The 16,799-nt window shown below is 35.7% G+C and carries 11 protein-coding genes and 1 pseudogene; 10 read left to right on the plus strand and 2 right to left on the minus strand.

Annotated features, from left to right (window positions below):
• The 5 genes and pseudogenes from AB3H90_RS07275 to AB3H90_RS07295 all read left to right on the plus strand — a co-directional run.
• Positions 1 to 838, plus strand: a pseudogene (locus AB3H90_RS07275) (hypothetical protein); the annotation flags it as partial.
• Positions 839 to 1,199: 361 nt separating this feature from the next.
• Positions 1,200 to 3,827 carry a hypothetical protein gene (locus tag AB3H90_RS07280; RefSeq protein WP_368016469.1) on the plus strand — a complete coding sequence of 876 codons (2,628 nt, stop codon included), beginning with the start codon at positions 1,200 to 1,202 and terminating at the stop codon, positions 3,825 to 3,827.
• A gap of 242 nt (positions 3,828 to 4,069) precedes the next feature.
• Positions 4,070 to 4,471 carry a hypothetical protein gene (locus AB3H90_RS07285; RefSeq protein ID WP_368016470.1) on the plus strand — a complete coding sequence of 134 codons (402 nt, stop codon included), beginning with the start codon at positions 4,070 to 4,072 and terminating at the stop codon, positions 4,469 to 4,471.
• 405 nt (positions 4,472 to 4,876) lie between these two features.
• The gene (locus tag AB3H90_RS07290) at positions 4,877 to 5,308 is read left to right on the plus strand and encodes a hypothetical protein (RefSeq protein WP_368016471.1); all 432 of its coding nucleotides are present in this window, start codon (positions 4,877 to 4,879) and stop codon (positions 5,306 to 5,308) included.
• Positions 5,309 to 5,466: 158 nt separating this feature from the next.
• Complete coding sequence (locus AB3H90_RS07295; protein ID WP_368016472.1) at positions 5,467 to 7,140, plus strand: hypothetical protein; 1,674 nt, start codon at positions 5,467 to 5,469, stop codon at positions 7,138 to 7,140.
• A 486-nt stretch (positions 7,141 to 7,626) separates the two neighbouring features.
• Here the strand turns inward: AB3H90_RS07295 and AB3H90_RS07300 are convergent, their stop codons facing one another.
• Complete coding sequence (locus AB3H90_RS07300; protein WP_368016473.1) at positions 7,627 to 10,251, minus strand: YfhO family protein; 2,625 nt, start codon at positions 10,249 to 10,251, stop codon at positions 7,627 to 7,629.
• A 360-nt stretch (positions 10,252 to 10,611) separates the two neighbouring features.
• Positions 10,612 to 10,800, minus strand: coding sequence for a 50S ribosomal protein L28 (gene rpmB / locus AB3H90_RS07305; protein ID WP_010720425.1), 189 nt, complete (start codon positions 10,798 to 10,800; stop codon positions 10,612 to 10,614).
• Positions 10,801 to 11,070: 270 nt separating this feature from the next.
• Between rpmB and AB3H90_RS07310 the strand changes: the two genes are divergently transcribed.
• From AB3H90_RS07310 to acpP, 5 genes are all read left to right on the plus strand, one after another.
• The gene (locus AB3H90_RS07310; RefSeq protein WP_010720424.1) at positions 11,071 to 11,433 is read left to right on the plus strand and encodes an Asp23/Gls24 family envelope stress response protein; all 363 of its coding nucleotides are present in this window, start codon (positions 11,071 to 11,073) and stop codon (positions 11,431 to 11,433) included.
• Positions 11,434 to 11,485: 52 nt separating this feature from the next.
• Positions 11,486 to 13,159 (plus strand): DAK2 domain-containing protein, encoded by a 1,674-nt coding sequence (locus tag AB3H90_RS07315; RefSeq protein ID WP_034698624.1) that lies wholly within the window; start codon positions 11,486 to 11,488, stop codon positions 13,157 to 13,159.
• Positions 13,160 to 13,282: 123 nt separating this feature from the next.
• A complete protein-coding gene (gene recG / locus AB3H90_RS07320; protein WP_034698627.1) occupies positions 13,283 to 15,319 on the plus strand; it encodes an ATP-dependent DNA helicase RecG in 2,037 nt (678 codons plus the stop codon).
• A 47-nt stretch (positions 15,320 to 15,366) separates the two neighbouring features.
• Positions 15,367 to 16,368: a phosphate acyltransferase PlsX gene (gene plsX / locus AB3H90_RS07325; RefSeq protein WP_010720421.1), complete on the plus strand. Its 1,002-nt coding sequence runs from the start codon at positions 15,367 to 15,369 to the stop codon at positions 16,366 to 16,368.
• A 121-nt stretch (positions 16,369 to 16,489) separates the two neighbouring features.
• Positions 16,490 to 16,732, plus strand: a complete 243-nt coding sequence (gene acpP / locus AB3H90_RS07330) for an acyl carrier protein (RefSeq protein ID WP_010720420.1) — start codon at positions 16,490 to 16,492, stop codon at positions 16,730 to 16,732.
• The last annotated feature ends 67 nt before the right edge of the window (positions 16,733 to 16,799 follow it).

Here is a 16,799-nt window from a genome sequence, read left to right on the forward strand (position 1 = left end):
GGGAGAAACAACCGGTTCAAAATCGTTTATGGCTATGACAGCAACTGAGAAAGAAATTTTTAAAAACGCTATGGGTAACATATTCCTAAAGAACCTGCCCATACATCAGACAACAGTAATACCAGTGCCAATAACAAAGGAATCGTCAAAAACTAAACCTTCTGATCAAGGAGAGCATAGAAGAAAATTCGTTGATGTATTAAACCAAATAAAGTTAAATAATCCAGTAGCACAAGAAAGAACAGCAGAGTCTGCAAAAAAAGAATTTACAGAAAACACCTCTTTGATATTACCGAGTGAGGAGAAGTCAGGACAACCCGAGTCAACAAGAATAGATCTTACGGAAAACAATTCTTCAAAACTACAAGGTGATCAAAAACTGCAACGATCAATCTTTGATAATGTATTAAACCAGTTAATGTTAAATAAACTAACGGCACAGAAAATATCAGTAGAACAAACAGTAGAAAACTCGGCAGACGATAATCCTTCGAAACTATTGAGCGAAGAGAAACCAAAACAACCCGAGTCAGCAAAAAAAGAATTTACAGAAAACATCCCTTTGACATTACCGAGTAAGGAGAAGCTAGAGCAACCTGAGCCAACAAGAACAGATCTTACGGCAAACACTTCTTCGAAACTAGAAGTTGATCAAGAAAAACATAACAATAAAACCAATCAACTGGTACCAAAAACAAATGTCAAAGCGTTAACTAAGTTTTTTGAAACAAAGAGTTCTATAAACGAAGCTTGTGATAGAGCAAAACAAGGTGCGGAGTTAGAAAAAAATAGAATTTCCCAAAATACTGTGACAAATGGACAATCTTTATCTAGGTAATAGCTGATAATCAACCCTTAAATAAAGAATTCAGATGGATTTTATACGGCTAGTGAGTATACCTGTTGTTTAATTATTTGAGAACGTACCATAGCTACTCAAGGTGAGCCATTTTTGTAGGATAGAATGCTTCAATTCATGATTTTGTTTTATGAATATGCGAATCGAGTTCAGTACTCAGCTAAATATTGGAAGAGTAGATATGAAAAATAATGACTAGATATTAAGTTAGACGATGTGTACGAATGTCAAACATTTTTACTAAGCGAAACATAAATTTTAAAAAAAAGAAAAAATAGGTAAAGGAATGATTGGATTTTAGTATACAATATGGACTAACTTAACGGAGGGAGATTTTTTAATGGAAAATAATCAGGAAACATTAATGGAAAATAATCAGGAAACATTGGAGACTATACATGGAGACCTTATAGCGATAGCTAACAATCTAGGATTTTATGATAGCGAAACATTTCATAAAAAAATAAGTGAAGAAACAAAGAAAACGTTATCGAAAGACAATAAGCAATTAACCAAAGAAAAACTAGAAGTAGCAGTGATGAACTTAACTGAAATGATACCGAATACTATAAAAACTAAACTAAAGGCACATGAAAGGCTAGTAGCAAGTAAAAGCACACGTTTATTTACACGTGCTGTAAGCGAAAAAAAGCAAGATTCAGATGGTATTTTACAAGATATACTAGCATATAACAAAAGTATTAGTGATGGAGTGGAATCACTGAAGAAAGCTAGACCGCATGAAAGAGAACAGCTAATTAGTTCAATTGAAGAAGGTTGGGAAGCTACTAAGAACAATTTGAACCTATTAAAAAAAGACGAGGGTATTGCTCCTGATGGAATGACTGACACTGCAGTAATAGAATCTCTATTATTTCAGAGAAAGAATTTTTTAAATACATATCACATGATACATCAAGTAAGGGAACAACTTGGTTTAAAACAAATTCGAAGGCAAGATTTAAGTGTTGGTGCTAATAGCCAAAACTCTTCGGTTAGTTTAGCAGAAGTGGTTAAAATGAAATTTAAAGAATTCCAAAAGAAACAACAAGAGAGTCTAAAAAACAGTTCAGAGGACAACACAATACATAGTTCCCAACTTACGAGTCAAGGACAAAACGGAAATCATGCTGTTGAGGATAATGGGTATGACAAACCAGTTGAATATGATGAAGTAGACATTTATGGGGAGAACGGGAATCCTGAGGAGCTAACTTCTCGTTCAAGTGCTGTTGAGGATAATGGGTATGACGAACCAGTTGAATATTATGAAGTAGACAGTTATAGGAAGAACGGGAATCTTGAGGAAGTAAGTTTAGAGCCAACTCCTCGTCCAAGTAATGCTTCTACCACGTCTTCAATATCTTTTAGCATCTATGATGAAGTTGCGGATATTAATAATGATTATGAAGTCGTAGATAATAACCGGGATCAAGGTCCAAAACCGGAACTTTGGCAATCCATGAACTCTTTAAGAAATGAAAAGCAAAAACTATATAAAGAGATCATTCAGTTATCTAAAGAACATAAAGTAGGTACAAAAGAATTTTCTGAAAAAGTAGAGAGATTACTAGATATTCGCTATAAAATCGCCATAAAAAAAGAACTGATTCAAAAGGTTGGTTTTGATTTCACAAAAATTTTAAATAATTCTAAATTTTTAGGTAGAGACAATCCAGACATGATAAACAAATATGATGCTGCAATCAGTAATTTTATAAACCAAACGAAAACTAATATACCACAAGTAACAACTGACAATACTAAAGATGAGAATAAGAAAAAAAGAGCTAAATTATATCAGAAAATGAAACATCAATTTAATACCAATCAAACATTGTCTGGAAGAGAATCAGCTGCACAGATTTATCCACTTATAGTAGAAGCATTGAACAAAAATATACCTAATAACTTATCGACCTATGATTATTACGATTTGAGTAAAAGTAAAACGTTGAAAAAGGCCGGTCTTCATAAATGGGGAAATGTTGAGAAGATATTGGATGCTTCGAATCGATTAAAGTTTAATTATCCGTCACCTGATACTAAAAACTTGCAGTACGTTAAACAAAGCAAAAAAGAGTTAAAGGAACTTGAATTGGTTTTCAATAAACAAGTTACTAAATTTTATAAGCTTTTTAAAAATGCTAAAACTTCACTAAATAAGGATGTGCATGAAAAAGAATTCATCACTAATCTAAGCAACTTACGTGACATCCATCATCAACTTGAGACTAGAAAAACGATCGAACACATGCTTGGGATGGACTATGAGAAATTTTGTCACAAATTTGCTGAGCGAAACAACGTTGATCCCCAAAAAATTATTCATGCATGGCAGGAGACAGCAGCAACGCAATTAAAAGATAAAAGTCCTGATCTGGTGGATGATTTTACACAGGAGGTTAGCAAAAGATTTCAGGATGTGACAAGGAGTGCTGACCCGGTATCAGTTGGGAAGTTGAATGAATTTTTTAATATGGATCAATATAAGGCTAGAATAGCGAAGAACTATTTAGAATCCAAAAAGGTTGATTATGCTCAAGATAGAGCTTGGATTATTAATAAGGTCAATTATATAAAACGATTGGATAAAGAGGGATCATATAAAAGGGCGAATGAAGAGTTCATAAAGCTACTACCAGAAATAGATAAGCTACTTAATCAATACACGCTAATCGAACAACCATTTTATCACATTAATACCCCTATTAATGAGTGTCCTACATTAAAGAACTTAGGAATTAAAGATTGCCGTGAGTATTTACCAGATCCTGTGAAAAAAATAGAACCCCTTTACGCTGAAGTGAATAAAAATAAGGGAATGAATCCAGAAAATGACCAAGGACGATTATTAAATATAATAAATGGAGCACAAAGTAAAGTACAGCAGGATGCGCAAAATCAACAATTTGATCCGTCTAAAGGAAAGCCTAGTAATGATTTATTAAGAGAGACTAGTGTCTAATTTAAATTATAAAATGTAAAACAAACAGTTAAAGAATCTAAAATCATTTTTGTACCGATCCCTAAAGATTAGCTCAAAAACTAACTTCTGGGGGTCGGTAGTTTTATGAATAAATAGACAAAAAAGTAAGGGACAAAAAAAGACACCACAACATTATAATTTACCTATGACATAGGGACTGAAAGAGCGAAGGGAGAAAAAATTTATGGAAAATGAGCAATCAATAGGACAAGGTAAGCACCATGGAAGATAAAAAGAACGATGGTATCCCTAAAGAGCAGGTAATACGATCTAAGTATCATCAAATGACAATAAAACAATTGCAACAAACAAAAAAAGAATTGTATAAAACTATTATTGCGTTATCTAAAAAAGGGGAGGTAAATACCGAAACATTTAAAGAAAATCTATCTAATTTGTTGGAAATAAGATATCAACTTGCAATAAAAAAAGAATTTGAACAAAGTATTGGTATAGATATTTCCATTTTTTATCTAAAAGAGTCATTATTTACTATGCCAGCTATAGAATCAAGTTTGGAACAAACTTTAGAATCAATACAACCTTTAAATCAAATTTACAAAAATAAAATGACTGAACTTTATCAAAAAAACCAGCAATCATCAGAAGGTCCTTCGGTATAATTTACCATCAACAAATAGTTTTTCTAATAGTCGACCGAAACCTGTAACTAGAAATGATCATTTACAACCAACAAATGGTGTTTCTAACAGTCGATCGAAACCTGTAACTAGAAATGATCGTTCTTTTTAACTAATAGATAAATAAAGCATCAAGAGTGACAGAAGCATTCAGCCAGGATGTATCATTTGTGTTATTTTATTTTTGGAGTTCCTAATTGGAAGACTCAGGTAAGCTTGCGTACTACGGGTAAATTCTAAAATAGATCAATCAGTTTACTGAATCCTCTGTTACTATCACAGAACTTAAATTTTAAAAATAAAGAAAAAAATGGACTAGGGACCACTTGTTTTGAGTATATAATGTGAAGGACTTAGTAGGTTTATTAACGAAAGGAGAGTTATTTTATGGAAACTGAAGAAGATACATATTTAGGAACATCAAGCCATAACCCTATTACTTACTCTCAAATTTTTGACGATAGTTCGGATTCTGAGGATGAGTTTGAACAAGCTGCAGACCCATGGGAGAATGCTGGGGCTAACGAAAACCAAGCCATGATCGTTGACTATAGTAAGCTAACAATGAAAGAGTTGAAACACGAGAAAGAAGATTTGTACAAAGAAATCATCCCAGCTTATGAAAAAGGGGATTTGGATACCAATCAATCGAAAGAAAAATTACGTAACTTGTTAAACATACGATACCAAATTCTTGCTAGAAATCAGCTTAAAAAACAATTCGGTATTGATGTTCACGCTTTGTATCATAAAGATCATTTGTTTGATGATCGAAGCGTAGAAGGGCAACCATTGAATCAAACATACAAAAAAAAATAGTTGCTCTTTCTAATGGAATCTCAGACCCTCCAGAACAATCAGTAGATTATTTAGATAAACCATCAAAAGAAGATCTAAAAGAAATTGGTGAGCTCTATAAGCAAATAAAGAAGTTAAAAACAAAAGATTTAGAAAAAGCAAGGAGTTTAGTTAAGCTTTTGCATAACAAACTTCAACCTGAATTGAATAAAAAATTACAATACCTAAATGATCGACATAGCTATGACTATTACGATCTAAGTCGAAGCAAAACTTTACAAAAAGCAAGGATACACGATATAGATAGTAAAAATATACTTATAACAAATAGCAAAGAACGTTTAACTCATAGAAGCTATAATCATAAAACATTTGACTTTGACATTCATACTAAAAATAAGAAGGAACTAAAGCAACTAGAAGAGAAGTACAATAAATCACTTGCTTCGTTGATTAAACAATCAAGAAAGCAAGAAACCTCTAGTTTGAATGAGTCTATTAAATGGACTATAGGACGACTACGTGATGTCCGTCTTCATCTTTATGTCGTAAGAAACGTGGATCGTGTTTCTAGTATTGACCTGCGCGAGTTTTGTGAAAAATATGCTCCAAGAATAGGGGAAAATCCGCAACGACTCTATGGGTCGTTTCAATTGACACTGGCAGATCATTTAAAAACGTCGGGGACTAACTTCAGTGAATGGCAATCTATTGATAAAGAATATCAAGAATTAAAGAAAGCGGATAGTGAAATAACCTGGAATGAATCGAAGAAGAAGATAAACGAACTCTGTTCTAAAATATTTCAGGTACTTGAACATAATGGCTTGATAGAAGCTAACACCTATAAGTACAAAAATGACTTGGAAAATGCTGTTCCTGAAATTTCAAAAGAACGAAGTGAGTATGTAAAATTAGGAATAAAAGATTTGAGGAAAACAAAAAAGAAATTATATGATGAGATTATTACGGCGTATCAAAACGGGTATATAGACACTCCAAGCTTTAAAGAAAATTTACGAGATTTACTAGAAGTTCGTTATCAAATTGCAATGAAAAAAGGGTTGAAACGAAATGTTTTTATCCTAATGACAAAAGCGGAAAATTCAGTCGCAACAAAAAGCTATAATTATTACGATCTCAGCACAAGCAATACGTTAAAAAAAGCAGGTATACATAACATAGATAGTAGGATGATTCTCAGTAAGGAAAATGAATACACATTAAATGAACAAGTTTCAAAAATAAACAATGTATTTGAAACGGATGAGTTAATCGAAAGTCAACACTTAAAGGAACCACGATTATCTGTGGGAGAAGGTCAATCAAGTAGAAGTAGTTTATTGGATAAAAAAGATGATGCAACTCCAGAAGCAATAAATACTACATTAGCTAGTAAGATAAAAGGAGAAGCAGACGGTTTAGGCAAACCCGCTTGTAACTCTAAAACTAGCTCCAATACTTCAAACCAGAGTAGTTTAACAGATAAAGAGATTAATACAAATCCAGAAGTAACACAGCTTAGTGGAAACAGCAAGGAAGAAGGAAAAACAGGCAGTTTAGATCAACTTACCTCTCAAACCAAAAAAACATCTTTGTTTAGAGCTACATATGCGAATATCAAAGACTTGCAAGACAACTCAATATATCAAAAAAAAGCTAGACAATTAAGTAATGAAGAGGTGAATAATGGCAAGGTAGATAACGGTAGGTTGAGTAATGGTCAGAAAAAAGAACTGAGAGGAATTTTAGGAAACTGCGGCACACAGGAGGTCAAAATGCATTCTACAGCATCTCCAAATCTTGTAAGCCGGATAAATAATCCTAAGGGCGCCGTTGGGTACGACAGATAAGTAATCAATAAACCAGAACATTTAACTTTTTAACTTCGTTGAGGAATGATAAGAAATTGATGTTGGTTATGAGAGATAGAATAATTGGGACAGAAAGAAGAAAAGTTTCTTTCTGTCTTTTTTTATTTGGTAGGTTTTGCCATGACGGAACATGTTTTGTAGGTTGAAATAATAAAAATAAGCGATTGGATCCTTGACAATTCACCCTCTCTTTCCGGAGGTGGGAATTTAAATAATGGCAGTTCATCTAATCAACAGGGTGATGTTCAACGCTTAGGAGAGCTTTTGGAGAAAAGGCGTGAATCAAGTTCGAGTCTGCAATCAACGTCAAGGATTGCAGGCTCCACAAGTCCTGTAAGGAAGATAACAGAACATAATGAAATTACTGAATACGGTAGTAGATAAGTAATCAGAACTATAAGAGTCATCAACGTAAAAATCAGCGCCATCATTTCAATTTTAGAAATGATGGCGCTGAGTGGATCATTAACTATGTTTATATCGCTTATTTACTTTGGGCTCTTTCTTTTGATACCACACATATAGGATAAAAAGTCCGATACAAAGAACGAACAAAATCGATCCGATGATAAAACCTTGAGGTAAGTAACTAAAAGTGACGGTATGTTTGCCTGCAGGTAGTTTGATCATTACAAAGGCATCTTTGAAGTTTTCGACTTTGACTGCCTTTCCATCGATTTTTGCGGACCAGCCAGCATCATAAGGGATCGTTGTGACTAGCATTCTTTCTTCGGATGTGTTGACAGTACCAGTGGCTGTTCGGCCGGTCGTTTTCATAGCAACACCATTTTCTTTGATTTGATTCATTGCTGCTTGATAAGCAACAACATCAAGTCCAAGAACTTTAGGTTCCATAAAGCTAACCTCTTTTGTGCCATAAAAACTAGCGGAGAAAGTAACTGTTGTGTCTTGAGGATAATATCCTAGATCATAATATTGTCCAGAAATACTGATCTGAGTCTTTCGTGACACACCGTTGACAGTAATCGTGGCGGTAGAGCTTTCTAATTGGGCATAGTTAGTAGGGAACAAACTGAGATAAGCTTGTGTGTTTGCTGGTACACGCACTTCCCAAGTAAGCGTTTTGGGCTGGTTATTCGCGGTTTCAGAATAAGTCACCCCGGTAGACGTTTTATTTACTGTGACGTTTTGTTGGCTTTTCAAAGTTGGTGTGTAGAAAGTAAAATACCGCTCATTTAAATCAGCCAGCCGATTGATCAAATTGGTTTGACTCGTGAGATTGTCAGTTAATGGTTGTTCCACGTGATTGATATCTACTGGTGCTGTAAAAGCTAGCGGTAAAGCATTTAGATTTTTATAGAGTGTATAGTCACCGCTCTGACTTTCTTTCACAAAGCCATATTTGCTAAAGCTACTGTCGTTTTTAGCAATATTATATTTTATTCCTGTAAACCCATCCATCAATAACGTATTGTTTGCGTAGCGGATATTAAGATTTGTTCCTCTTGAACGAAAGCCTAACGAATCTAGATAAGCAGAAGAGTTCCTGTTTCTAATAGAAGAAAACAAACTGATACCACTATAGCCATAGTTAATGGAATCATTAGGAGAAATCGGATCAAGATTTTCTAATCGATAAAAAGTATCCGATTCTTGTTTTGTCTGATCAACAAGTGACTTGATGCTAGGAGCAGGATCAGTATATAAGCTTCGTGAAGCATAATTCCAATCGTCTAATATCCCATGAATCATACTATTCGTATTGACACTTGCTTCTCCTGTCATCAGTAACAGTAACAATAAGCTAAGGTATTTAACGGGCTGTTTTGGTTGCTGGAAAAAGCCAATTGTTAATGCGTAAAGACTCAAGAAAACAATCGTTAAGACAAACGATGTCGTTGTAATATAAGAGTAACTATTATTAGGCTTAAGGCCCCATGCGATAGCAAAAACTGCTGCTAAAATGATGATGATACTTAGGAGTAAGCCTTGATCCTCTTTAGTTATTCGTTCCCATCCTTTGGCCGCTAACAAAAGGACGAGAAAAGAAAACAAATAGGAATAGCGGAACAAAAACATATTAGGCGCATGCATACCATGCCAAAAGAGGTTGAGTGGTACAAGATAGAAACTAGCAATCAATAAAGCAAATAAACTACCATACAAAAGTTTGTTCTTTAAGTTGATTTTTCGACTAGCAAAATAAAATAGACATAAAACTAATGGAAACAAACCAGCATAAATAAAAGGAATGGAGCCATATTTGGTTGTGTCATAGACACCGATCATGTTTTTCATGATGATATCCAAATATGAGGTAGCTTCGGTTTTTAGTGTAGTGATCTGTGTTAATGTTTCGCCATTTGATCGGAGATCCAAGACTGCTGGAAGAATAATGATCATTGATGCTCCACCAGCTAATAAGGAAGTAATCCCATAAGGTACAATCGATTTTTTGTAGAGTGACCATTTTGTAAACAGCCTTGCCATAAAATAAAGAAAAGAAAAAATACCAATCATAAAGCCCATATAAAAACTGGATAAAAAGAGCAATAAGTAACTAACAAATAATAATGTTGGTCGTTTATAATCCATGACCCGATGGATACCCAAAATAATAAGTGGAAGATAAATAAACGCATCCAACCACATAATGATCTCAGAATGAGCGGTAATGAAAGAGATCGAAGCATAGCTAACACTTAAAGCCACTTGTCCCCAACGTGGAATTTTATACGTCCGCGCAAGGAACCAAAAAGATAATCCAGCAAACCCAACTTTAAGCAGAGTTAGAAAATATAAAGCATCAGGCATCATATTATTAGGAAACAAAAGAACAAGCGGAGTAAATAATCCGCCTAAGTAATATGAAATTAAAGATAAATAATTCAGACCTAATGAGGCGTTCCAAGTATAAAAAATACTTTGCTTTCCTAATAACATGTTCCGAAAGCTTGCATGGAAATTTGAAAATTGAGAAAATGCATCACTTGCAAGAATGCTTCGGCTACTTCCTGGATAAATTCCGATACTTAAGTAAACTAACGCAAGTATCAAAAAAGGGATCAGAAAACTAGCAAAAGCATAACGACCATTTTCTTTTAAAAAAAGTTTGATTTTTGTTTTCATTGATTCATTCACCAAATTTCTATGAAATATGAAGTTATCTCTAGTTTATCATATTCATATTTTTAACTACATGAAAAGACTTGGCATTTCCAAAAAAATAAAAAAACAATAATAAATAACATTTATTTTGAAAATAAAAGGCAAAAAAACTTATATAAACTGATTTTATAAATAATAAAATACCAGTTTTTAAAAGAATACATGTTTAATATTAAGGACTTGGCAAAACCTAAAAAGCCTACAAATGATCGTTCATCAAGATCATTTGTAGGCTTTTCAACTAACTTCTTTTATGAAAAGTAAGGCATTATAATAAAAATAAAAACCGTTCACGCACCGAACGGTTCAAACTTCATTCAATTAAACGCGTGCAACTTTTCCTGACTTCAAAGCACGAGTTGACACCCAAACTTTTTTAGGTTTTCCGTCGATCATAACGCGAACTTTTTGTAAGTTAGGTTTAACAGTACGTTTTGTTGAGTTCATCGCATGAGAACGATTGTTTCCACTTTTTGTCTTGCGACCAGTAAAGTAACAAACTTTTGCCATGTAATTTTCCCCCTTTACCTCGATTTGGAGCGATAGAATAATTCAGCTCATACCAGAATAACATATCATATGAAGGGGTAATATGCAAGTGTCTTTTCATAGCAAGAATTGACAATCCATGGGAATAATTGTAAATTATACAGGACTAATCTTAAAATTTTCAGCGGTTTTTGAGTACTTTAGGGTAACTGCCTTTTATTTCGGGTGACGCTATGATAAAATATGATAGAAGAAAAATGGGAGTATTTTGCCCGTTAAGGAGGCTCATTCATGGCTGTAAAAATTCAAACGTCAGCTGGAACCATTGAAATTACCAATGATGTGATTGCAACAGTTGTTGGTGGCGCCGCAACAGATGTGTTCGGTGTTGTAGGAATGGCCAGCAAGAACCAAATAAAAGATAATATTACTGAAATTCTACGAAAAGAAAATTATTCTCGAGGAGTAGTTGTTCGCCAAGAAGCTAATGGTATCGCAGTAGATGTTTATACGATCATTAGTTATGGTACAAAAATTTCAGAAGTTTCTCGCAATGTCCAAGAAAAAGTAAAATACAACTTGGAGACATTACTAGGTGTAACAGCCAATTCTGTTAATGTTTTCGTCCAAGGTGTTCGTGTACTGCCAGACTAGGCAGAAGGCTTGCTGAATGATTCAGCAGTCGATCTGAAGGAGGATTATCTAGGTGAGTGTAACAGAAATCAGTGCAAGCCAATTCCAGGAAATGGTTCAGGCGGGCGCGAATCGTCTGCAAGTAAATGCAGAATATGTCAATTCGTTAAATGTATTCCCAGTTCCTGATGGAGATACAGGTACCAATATGAATTTATCTATGACAAGTGGAGCTAAAGCAGTTGCTGATTCTACTTCTGAAAAAGTAGGCGAGTTAGCAGCAATGTTATCAAAAGGCCTACTAATGGGAGCCAGAGGAAATTCAGGAGTTATTTTGTCTCAATTATTCCGAGGCTTTTCAAAGCAAATACCTGACGTGACAGTGTTAAACGCTGCAGATTTAGCTGCGGCTTTTACGCATGGCGTTGAGACAGCTTATAAAGCAGTCATGAAGCCTGTTGAAGGAACCATTTTGACAGTAGCCCGTGAAGCTGCAAAAGCTGGAGAAAAGAAAGCTAAAACAAGTGACGACGTTGTTGAAGTGATGACGGCTGTGGTAAAAGGTGGGAAACGTGCCTTAGCGAAAACACCTGATTTGTTACCAGTGTTAAAAGAAGTCGGTGTCGTCGATAGTGGCGGTCAAGGTTTGCTATTTGTATATGAAGGCTTCTTAAGTGCCTTGAATGGTGAGTTCAAAATGACAGAAGTCTATGAACCATCACCAGCTGAAATGGATGAAATGGTCAATGCTGAGCATCATCGCAGTGTCCAAGGTCAATTAGCAACAGAAGATATCCATTATGGTTACTGTACAGAAATCATGGTAAAAATCGGTGAAGGACCAACCGTTGATAGCCAATTTGACTATGAAGAATTTCGTAATTACTTAGATGGAATCGGTGATTCATTATTGGTTGTTAATGATGATGAGATCATTAAGGTCCACGTGCATACCGAAAATCCAGGTGAAGTATTAAATTATGGACAAAAATTTGGTTCATTAGTAAAAATCAAAGTCGACAACATGCGTTTACAGCATGAAACGATTTTAGAACACGATGAGCAAGCGAAGCCACAAAAAGCAGCTCGTACACCTTATGGGATCGTAGCGATTGCAGCCGGTAAAGGAGTGCAAGAGTTATTTGAAAGTTTAGGAGCAAACTACGTCATTAGTGGTGGACAAACGATGAACCCAAGTACGGAAGATATCGTTAAAGCGATCAAGGAAGTCAATGCGGATAAAGTCATCGTATTACCAAACAATAAAAATATCTTCATGGCTGCGGATCAAGCGGCTGAAGTAGCAGATATCCCAGTAGCGGTCGTACCATCAAAAACGATCTCTCAAGGATTAACTGCGATGCTTTCATTTAATGATCAAGTATCGTTGGAAGAAAACAAAGCGACTATGACAGAAATGCTTGCAAGTGTCGTTAGTGGGCAAATTACTCATGCGATTCGTGACACAACCATTGATGGTGTGAAAATTACTGAGGGCGATTTCTTAGGGATGATTGATGGGAAAATCGTTATCTCAGATTCTGACATGATGGCAACTTCATTCGCTACCTTAGAAAAAATGATCACTGAAGAAACAGAAATTGTGACGATTTTAGCAGGTGAAGGTGGTTCGGTTCATCAAGCAGAAGAATTATCAGCTAAATTAGTTGAACAATATCCAGATTTAGAAATTGAAATTCATCAAGGCGATCAACCGGTTTATCCGTATTTATTCTCTGCAGAATAGAAAAGGACAATCCTTTTCGCCTGAACGAACGGTAAAAGAACGGGGGCTGTACCAGGTTGTTGGTGCAGCCCTATTTCTAAGGAATGGATTGATAGTGAAACATACGGTAAAGGAGGGTGAAATATGAGGTCTTTAAATGATCCAGTGACGATGTTAGCCGGTGTGGGAGCAAAAAGGGCGGATAGTCTTGCTAGTCTGGGAATCCAAACCATCGAAGACCTATTGACCTATTATCCTTTTCGCTATGAAGACATTCAAGAAAGAAATTTAAATGAAATACTTGATCAAGAAAAAGTGACTTTAAAAGGCCTGGTTGTTTCACCACCAGTAATGAGTCGCTTTGGATACAAAAAGAATCGACTCCAATTTCGTATGATGCAGGATCATGCTGTTTTCAATGTTTCTTTTTTCAACCAACCATATTTGAAAGATAAAGTGATCTTATCCGAAGAAATTGCTGTCTATGGAAAATGGGATGCGAAACGGAAGTCATTAAATGGTATGAAAATTTTGGGTTCTCAAGCGGTGGATGATTTTTCTCCAATCTATCATGTCAATAAATCAATCCGTCAAACAACTTTAGTCGATTTGATTCGAAGAGGGTTCGAAGAGTATGGTGATTTGATCGAAGAGAATCTTCCCAATGGATTAGTTGAGAAATATCGACTGTTGGATCGGCCAACAGCTGTTAAAAGCATGCATTTTCCGAAAAATCATGAAGAAAACCATCAAGCAAAACGAAGAATTGTCTTTGAAGAATTCTTTTTATTTCAAATGCGACTTCAAGGGCTTAAAAAATCGGAAAAAGCAGAAACAAATGGCATTGAAATTTTATATGACATCCAGCGCTTGAAACAATTTATTCAAAAACTACCTTTTGAATTGACGGATGCCCAAAAAAGAGTCACGAATGAAATTTGTCGTGACTTAAGAAGTCCGCAACATATGCAACGCCTATTGCAAGGTGATGTAGGTAGCGGAAAGACGATTGTTGCAGCAATTGCCTTATATGCGGCGGTCACTGCAGGGTTTCAAGGCGCATTGATGGTACCAACTGAAATTTTGGCACAACAACACATGGAAAGTCTACTCCAATTATTCGATGCGCAAGAAGTTAAACTTGCGCTGTTAACAGGTTCGACGAAAGCCAAAGAGCGAAGAGAACTACTCGAATTGCTGGAACAAGGAGAAATCGATATCGTTGTCGGTACCCATGCGTTGATTCAAGAAGGAGTCGAATTTCAACACTTAGGTTTAGTTATTACGGATGAACAACATCGTTTTGGTGTGAATCAGCGAAAAGTACTCCGTGAAAAAGGCTGGCGTCCAGATGTTTTATTTATGACAGCCACACCAATTCCTCGGACTTTAGCGATTACTGCATACGGAGAAATGGATGTTTCGGTAATTGACGAACTTCCAGCTGGCCGGATTCCAATAGAGACGAGATGGGTTCGTACGCCACAATTAAATAGTGTGTTAGATTGGACATGGAAGGAACTGGCGAAAGGACATCAAATGTATGTCATTTGCCCGTTGATTGAAGAGTCAGAAGCATTAGACGTTAAAAACGCTGTTGAAATTTATGAAAAATTAAGTGCGCTTTTTGCGCCTCAGTATGAAGTCGGATTGTTACATGGTAAAATGAAGAACCAGGAAAAAGAAGCAATTATGGAAACATTTAAAGAAAACAAGATGCAAATCTTGGTTTCAACGACGGTCATCGAAGTGGGTGTAAATGTTCCGAATGCTACAGTCATGTTGATCATGGATGCTGATCGTTTTGGATTAGCACAGTTACATCAATTACGTGGACGTGTTGGACGTGGTAGTGATGCTTCTTATTGTGTATTGGTAGCTAATCCTAAAAATGAATTAGGGATTGAGCGAATGAAAATAATGACAGAAACGAACAATGGCTTTATTCTAAGTGAGAAAGATTTAGAGTTGCGTGGACCAGGAGAAGTATTTGGTTTTCGCCAATCAGGTTTACCGCAATTTGCAATTGCTGATCTTGTAACAGATAGTAATATATTAGAGGTAGCTCGTGATGAGGCACAAAAGCTATGGCAGTTAAAGGATTGGCAACTATTGCCAGAATACCAACATTTGGTCCGCAGTTTAGACTTGGAAAATCAAGATAATCGTTATTTTGATTAATAGACTGTGCTATACTTTATAGTGATGATAAAAAAGGAGTGGAAATAATGAAAATTGCCGTAGATGCAATGGGTGGAGATCACGCACCACAAGCCATTGTGGAAGGTGTGGCTTTAGCTCAAAAAGATTTCCCAGATGTGGAATTTATCCTTTATGGTAAGGAAAATGAAATAAGAAAATATCTAACAACAGAACACAATGTGACGATCATTCATACAGATGAAAAAATCGATAGTGATGATGAACCAGTTAAAGCCATTCGCCGTAAGAAGAATGCTTCGATGGTTTTGGCAGCACAAGCTGTCAAAAATGGTGAAGCAGACGCGATTTTTTCAGCGGGGAACACTGGCGCATTATTAGCAGCTGGACTCTTTATTGTTGGTCGTATCAAAAACATCGAACGCCCTGGTCTGATGTCTACTTTACCGGTAGTCGGTCAACCCAATGCAGGGTTTGATATGCTTGATCTAGGTGCAAATGCTGAAAATAAACCGGAACATTTATTACAATATGGAATCTTAGGCTCATTTTATGCAAGAAAAGTCCGAGGAATCGGTAGACCTCGAGTTGCTTTATTGAATAATGGGACGGAAGCAACAAAAGGAAGCGAATTAACTAAAAAAGCTTTCGAATTACTTCAAAATGAAACCAGTTTGAATTTTATTGGAAACGTTGAAGCGAGGGAACTATTGAACGGGGTAGCAGATGTTGTTGTAACCGATGGATTTACAGGCAATGCAGTATTGAAATCCATTGAGGGGACAGCAATGAATCTGATGGACCTTTTGAAAGCTGCCATTTTAAATGAAGGGTTTAAAGGAAAAATGGGCGCACTATTGTTGAAAGATGGGTTACGTTCATTAAAATCAGAAATGGATTATTCAAAACATGGCGGAGCAGTTCTTTTTGGATTAAAGGCACCAGTCATCAAAACTCACGGTGCGACTGGACCAGATGCAGTGAGACATACCATCAGACAAATCCACACTATGTTGGAAACCAATGTGGTAGGGCAGTTAGTTGAACAATTCGAAAAACCTGCAGAATAATGTTTCTGGTTGCTCGTCGACGACCCTATAGAAAAAAAGGTGGACAATCTTAGAAAATGTCAGTAAAATTAGCCTTGGTGAAGGAAATCGGCAATTTTGATAATTGTTGGAGGTGAAAACATTGTCACGTGAAGAAGTATTTAATAAAGTAGCGAAAATTATTTCAAATCATTTTGAAATTGATACAGATAAAGTAACTGATGAATTAAATATCAAAGATGACCTAAAAGCTGACTCAATCAGCATCATGGAATTTGTTTTGGAACTTGAAGATGAGTTTGGAACAGAAATTTCTGACGAAGATGCAGAACAAATTGAAACAGTTGGTGGGGCAGTTGACTACATCAGCAATCATCTTAACTAATCATCAGCATGAAAGTGAGTAAAGATCAATCGGATCTTTACTCACTTTTTTTTAATTTTTCAAGTGA

The sequence above is a fragment of the Enterococcus sp. C63 genome, from assembly GCF_040887215.1.
In the GTDB taxonomy this organism is placed as follows: Bacteria; Bacillota; Bacilli; order Lactobacillales; family Enterococcaceae; genus Enterococcus_B; species Enterococcus_B hirae.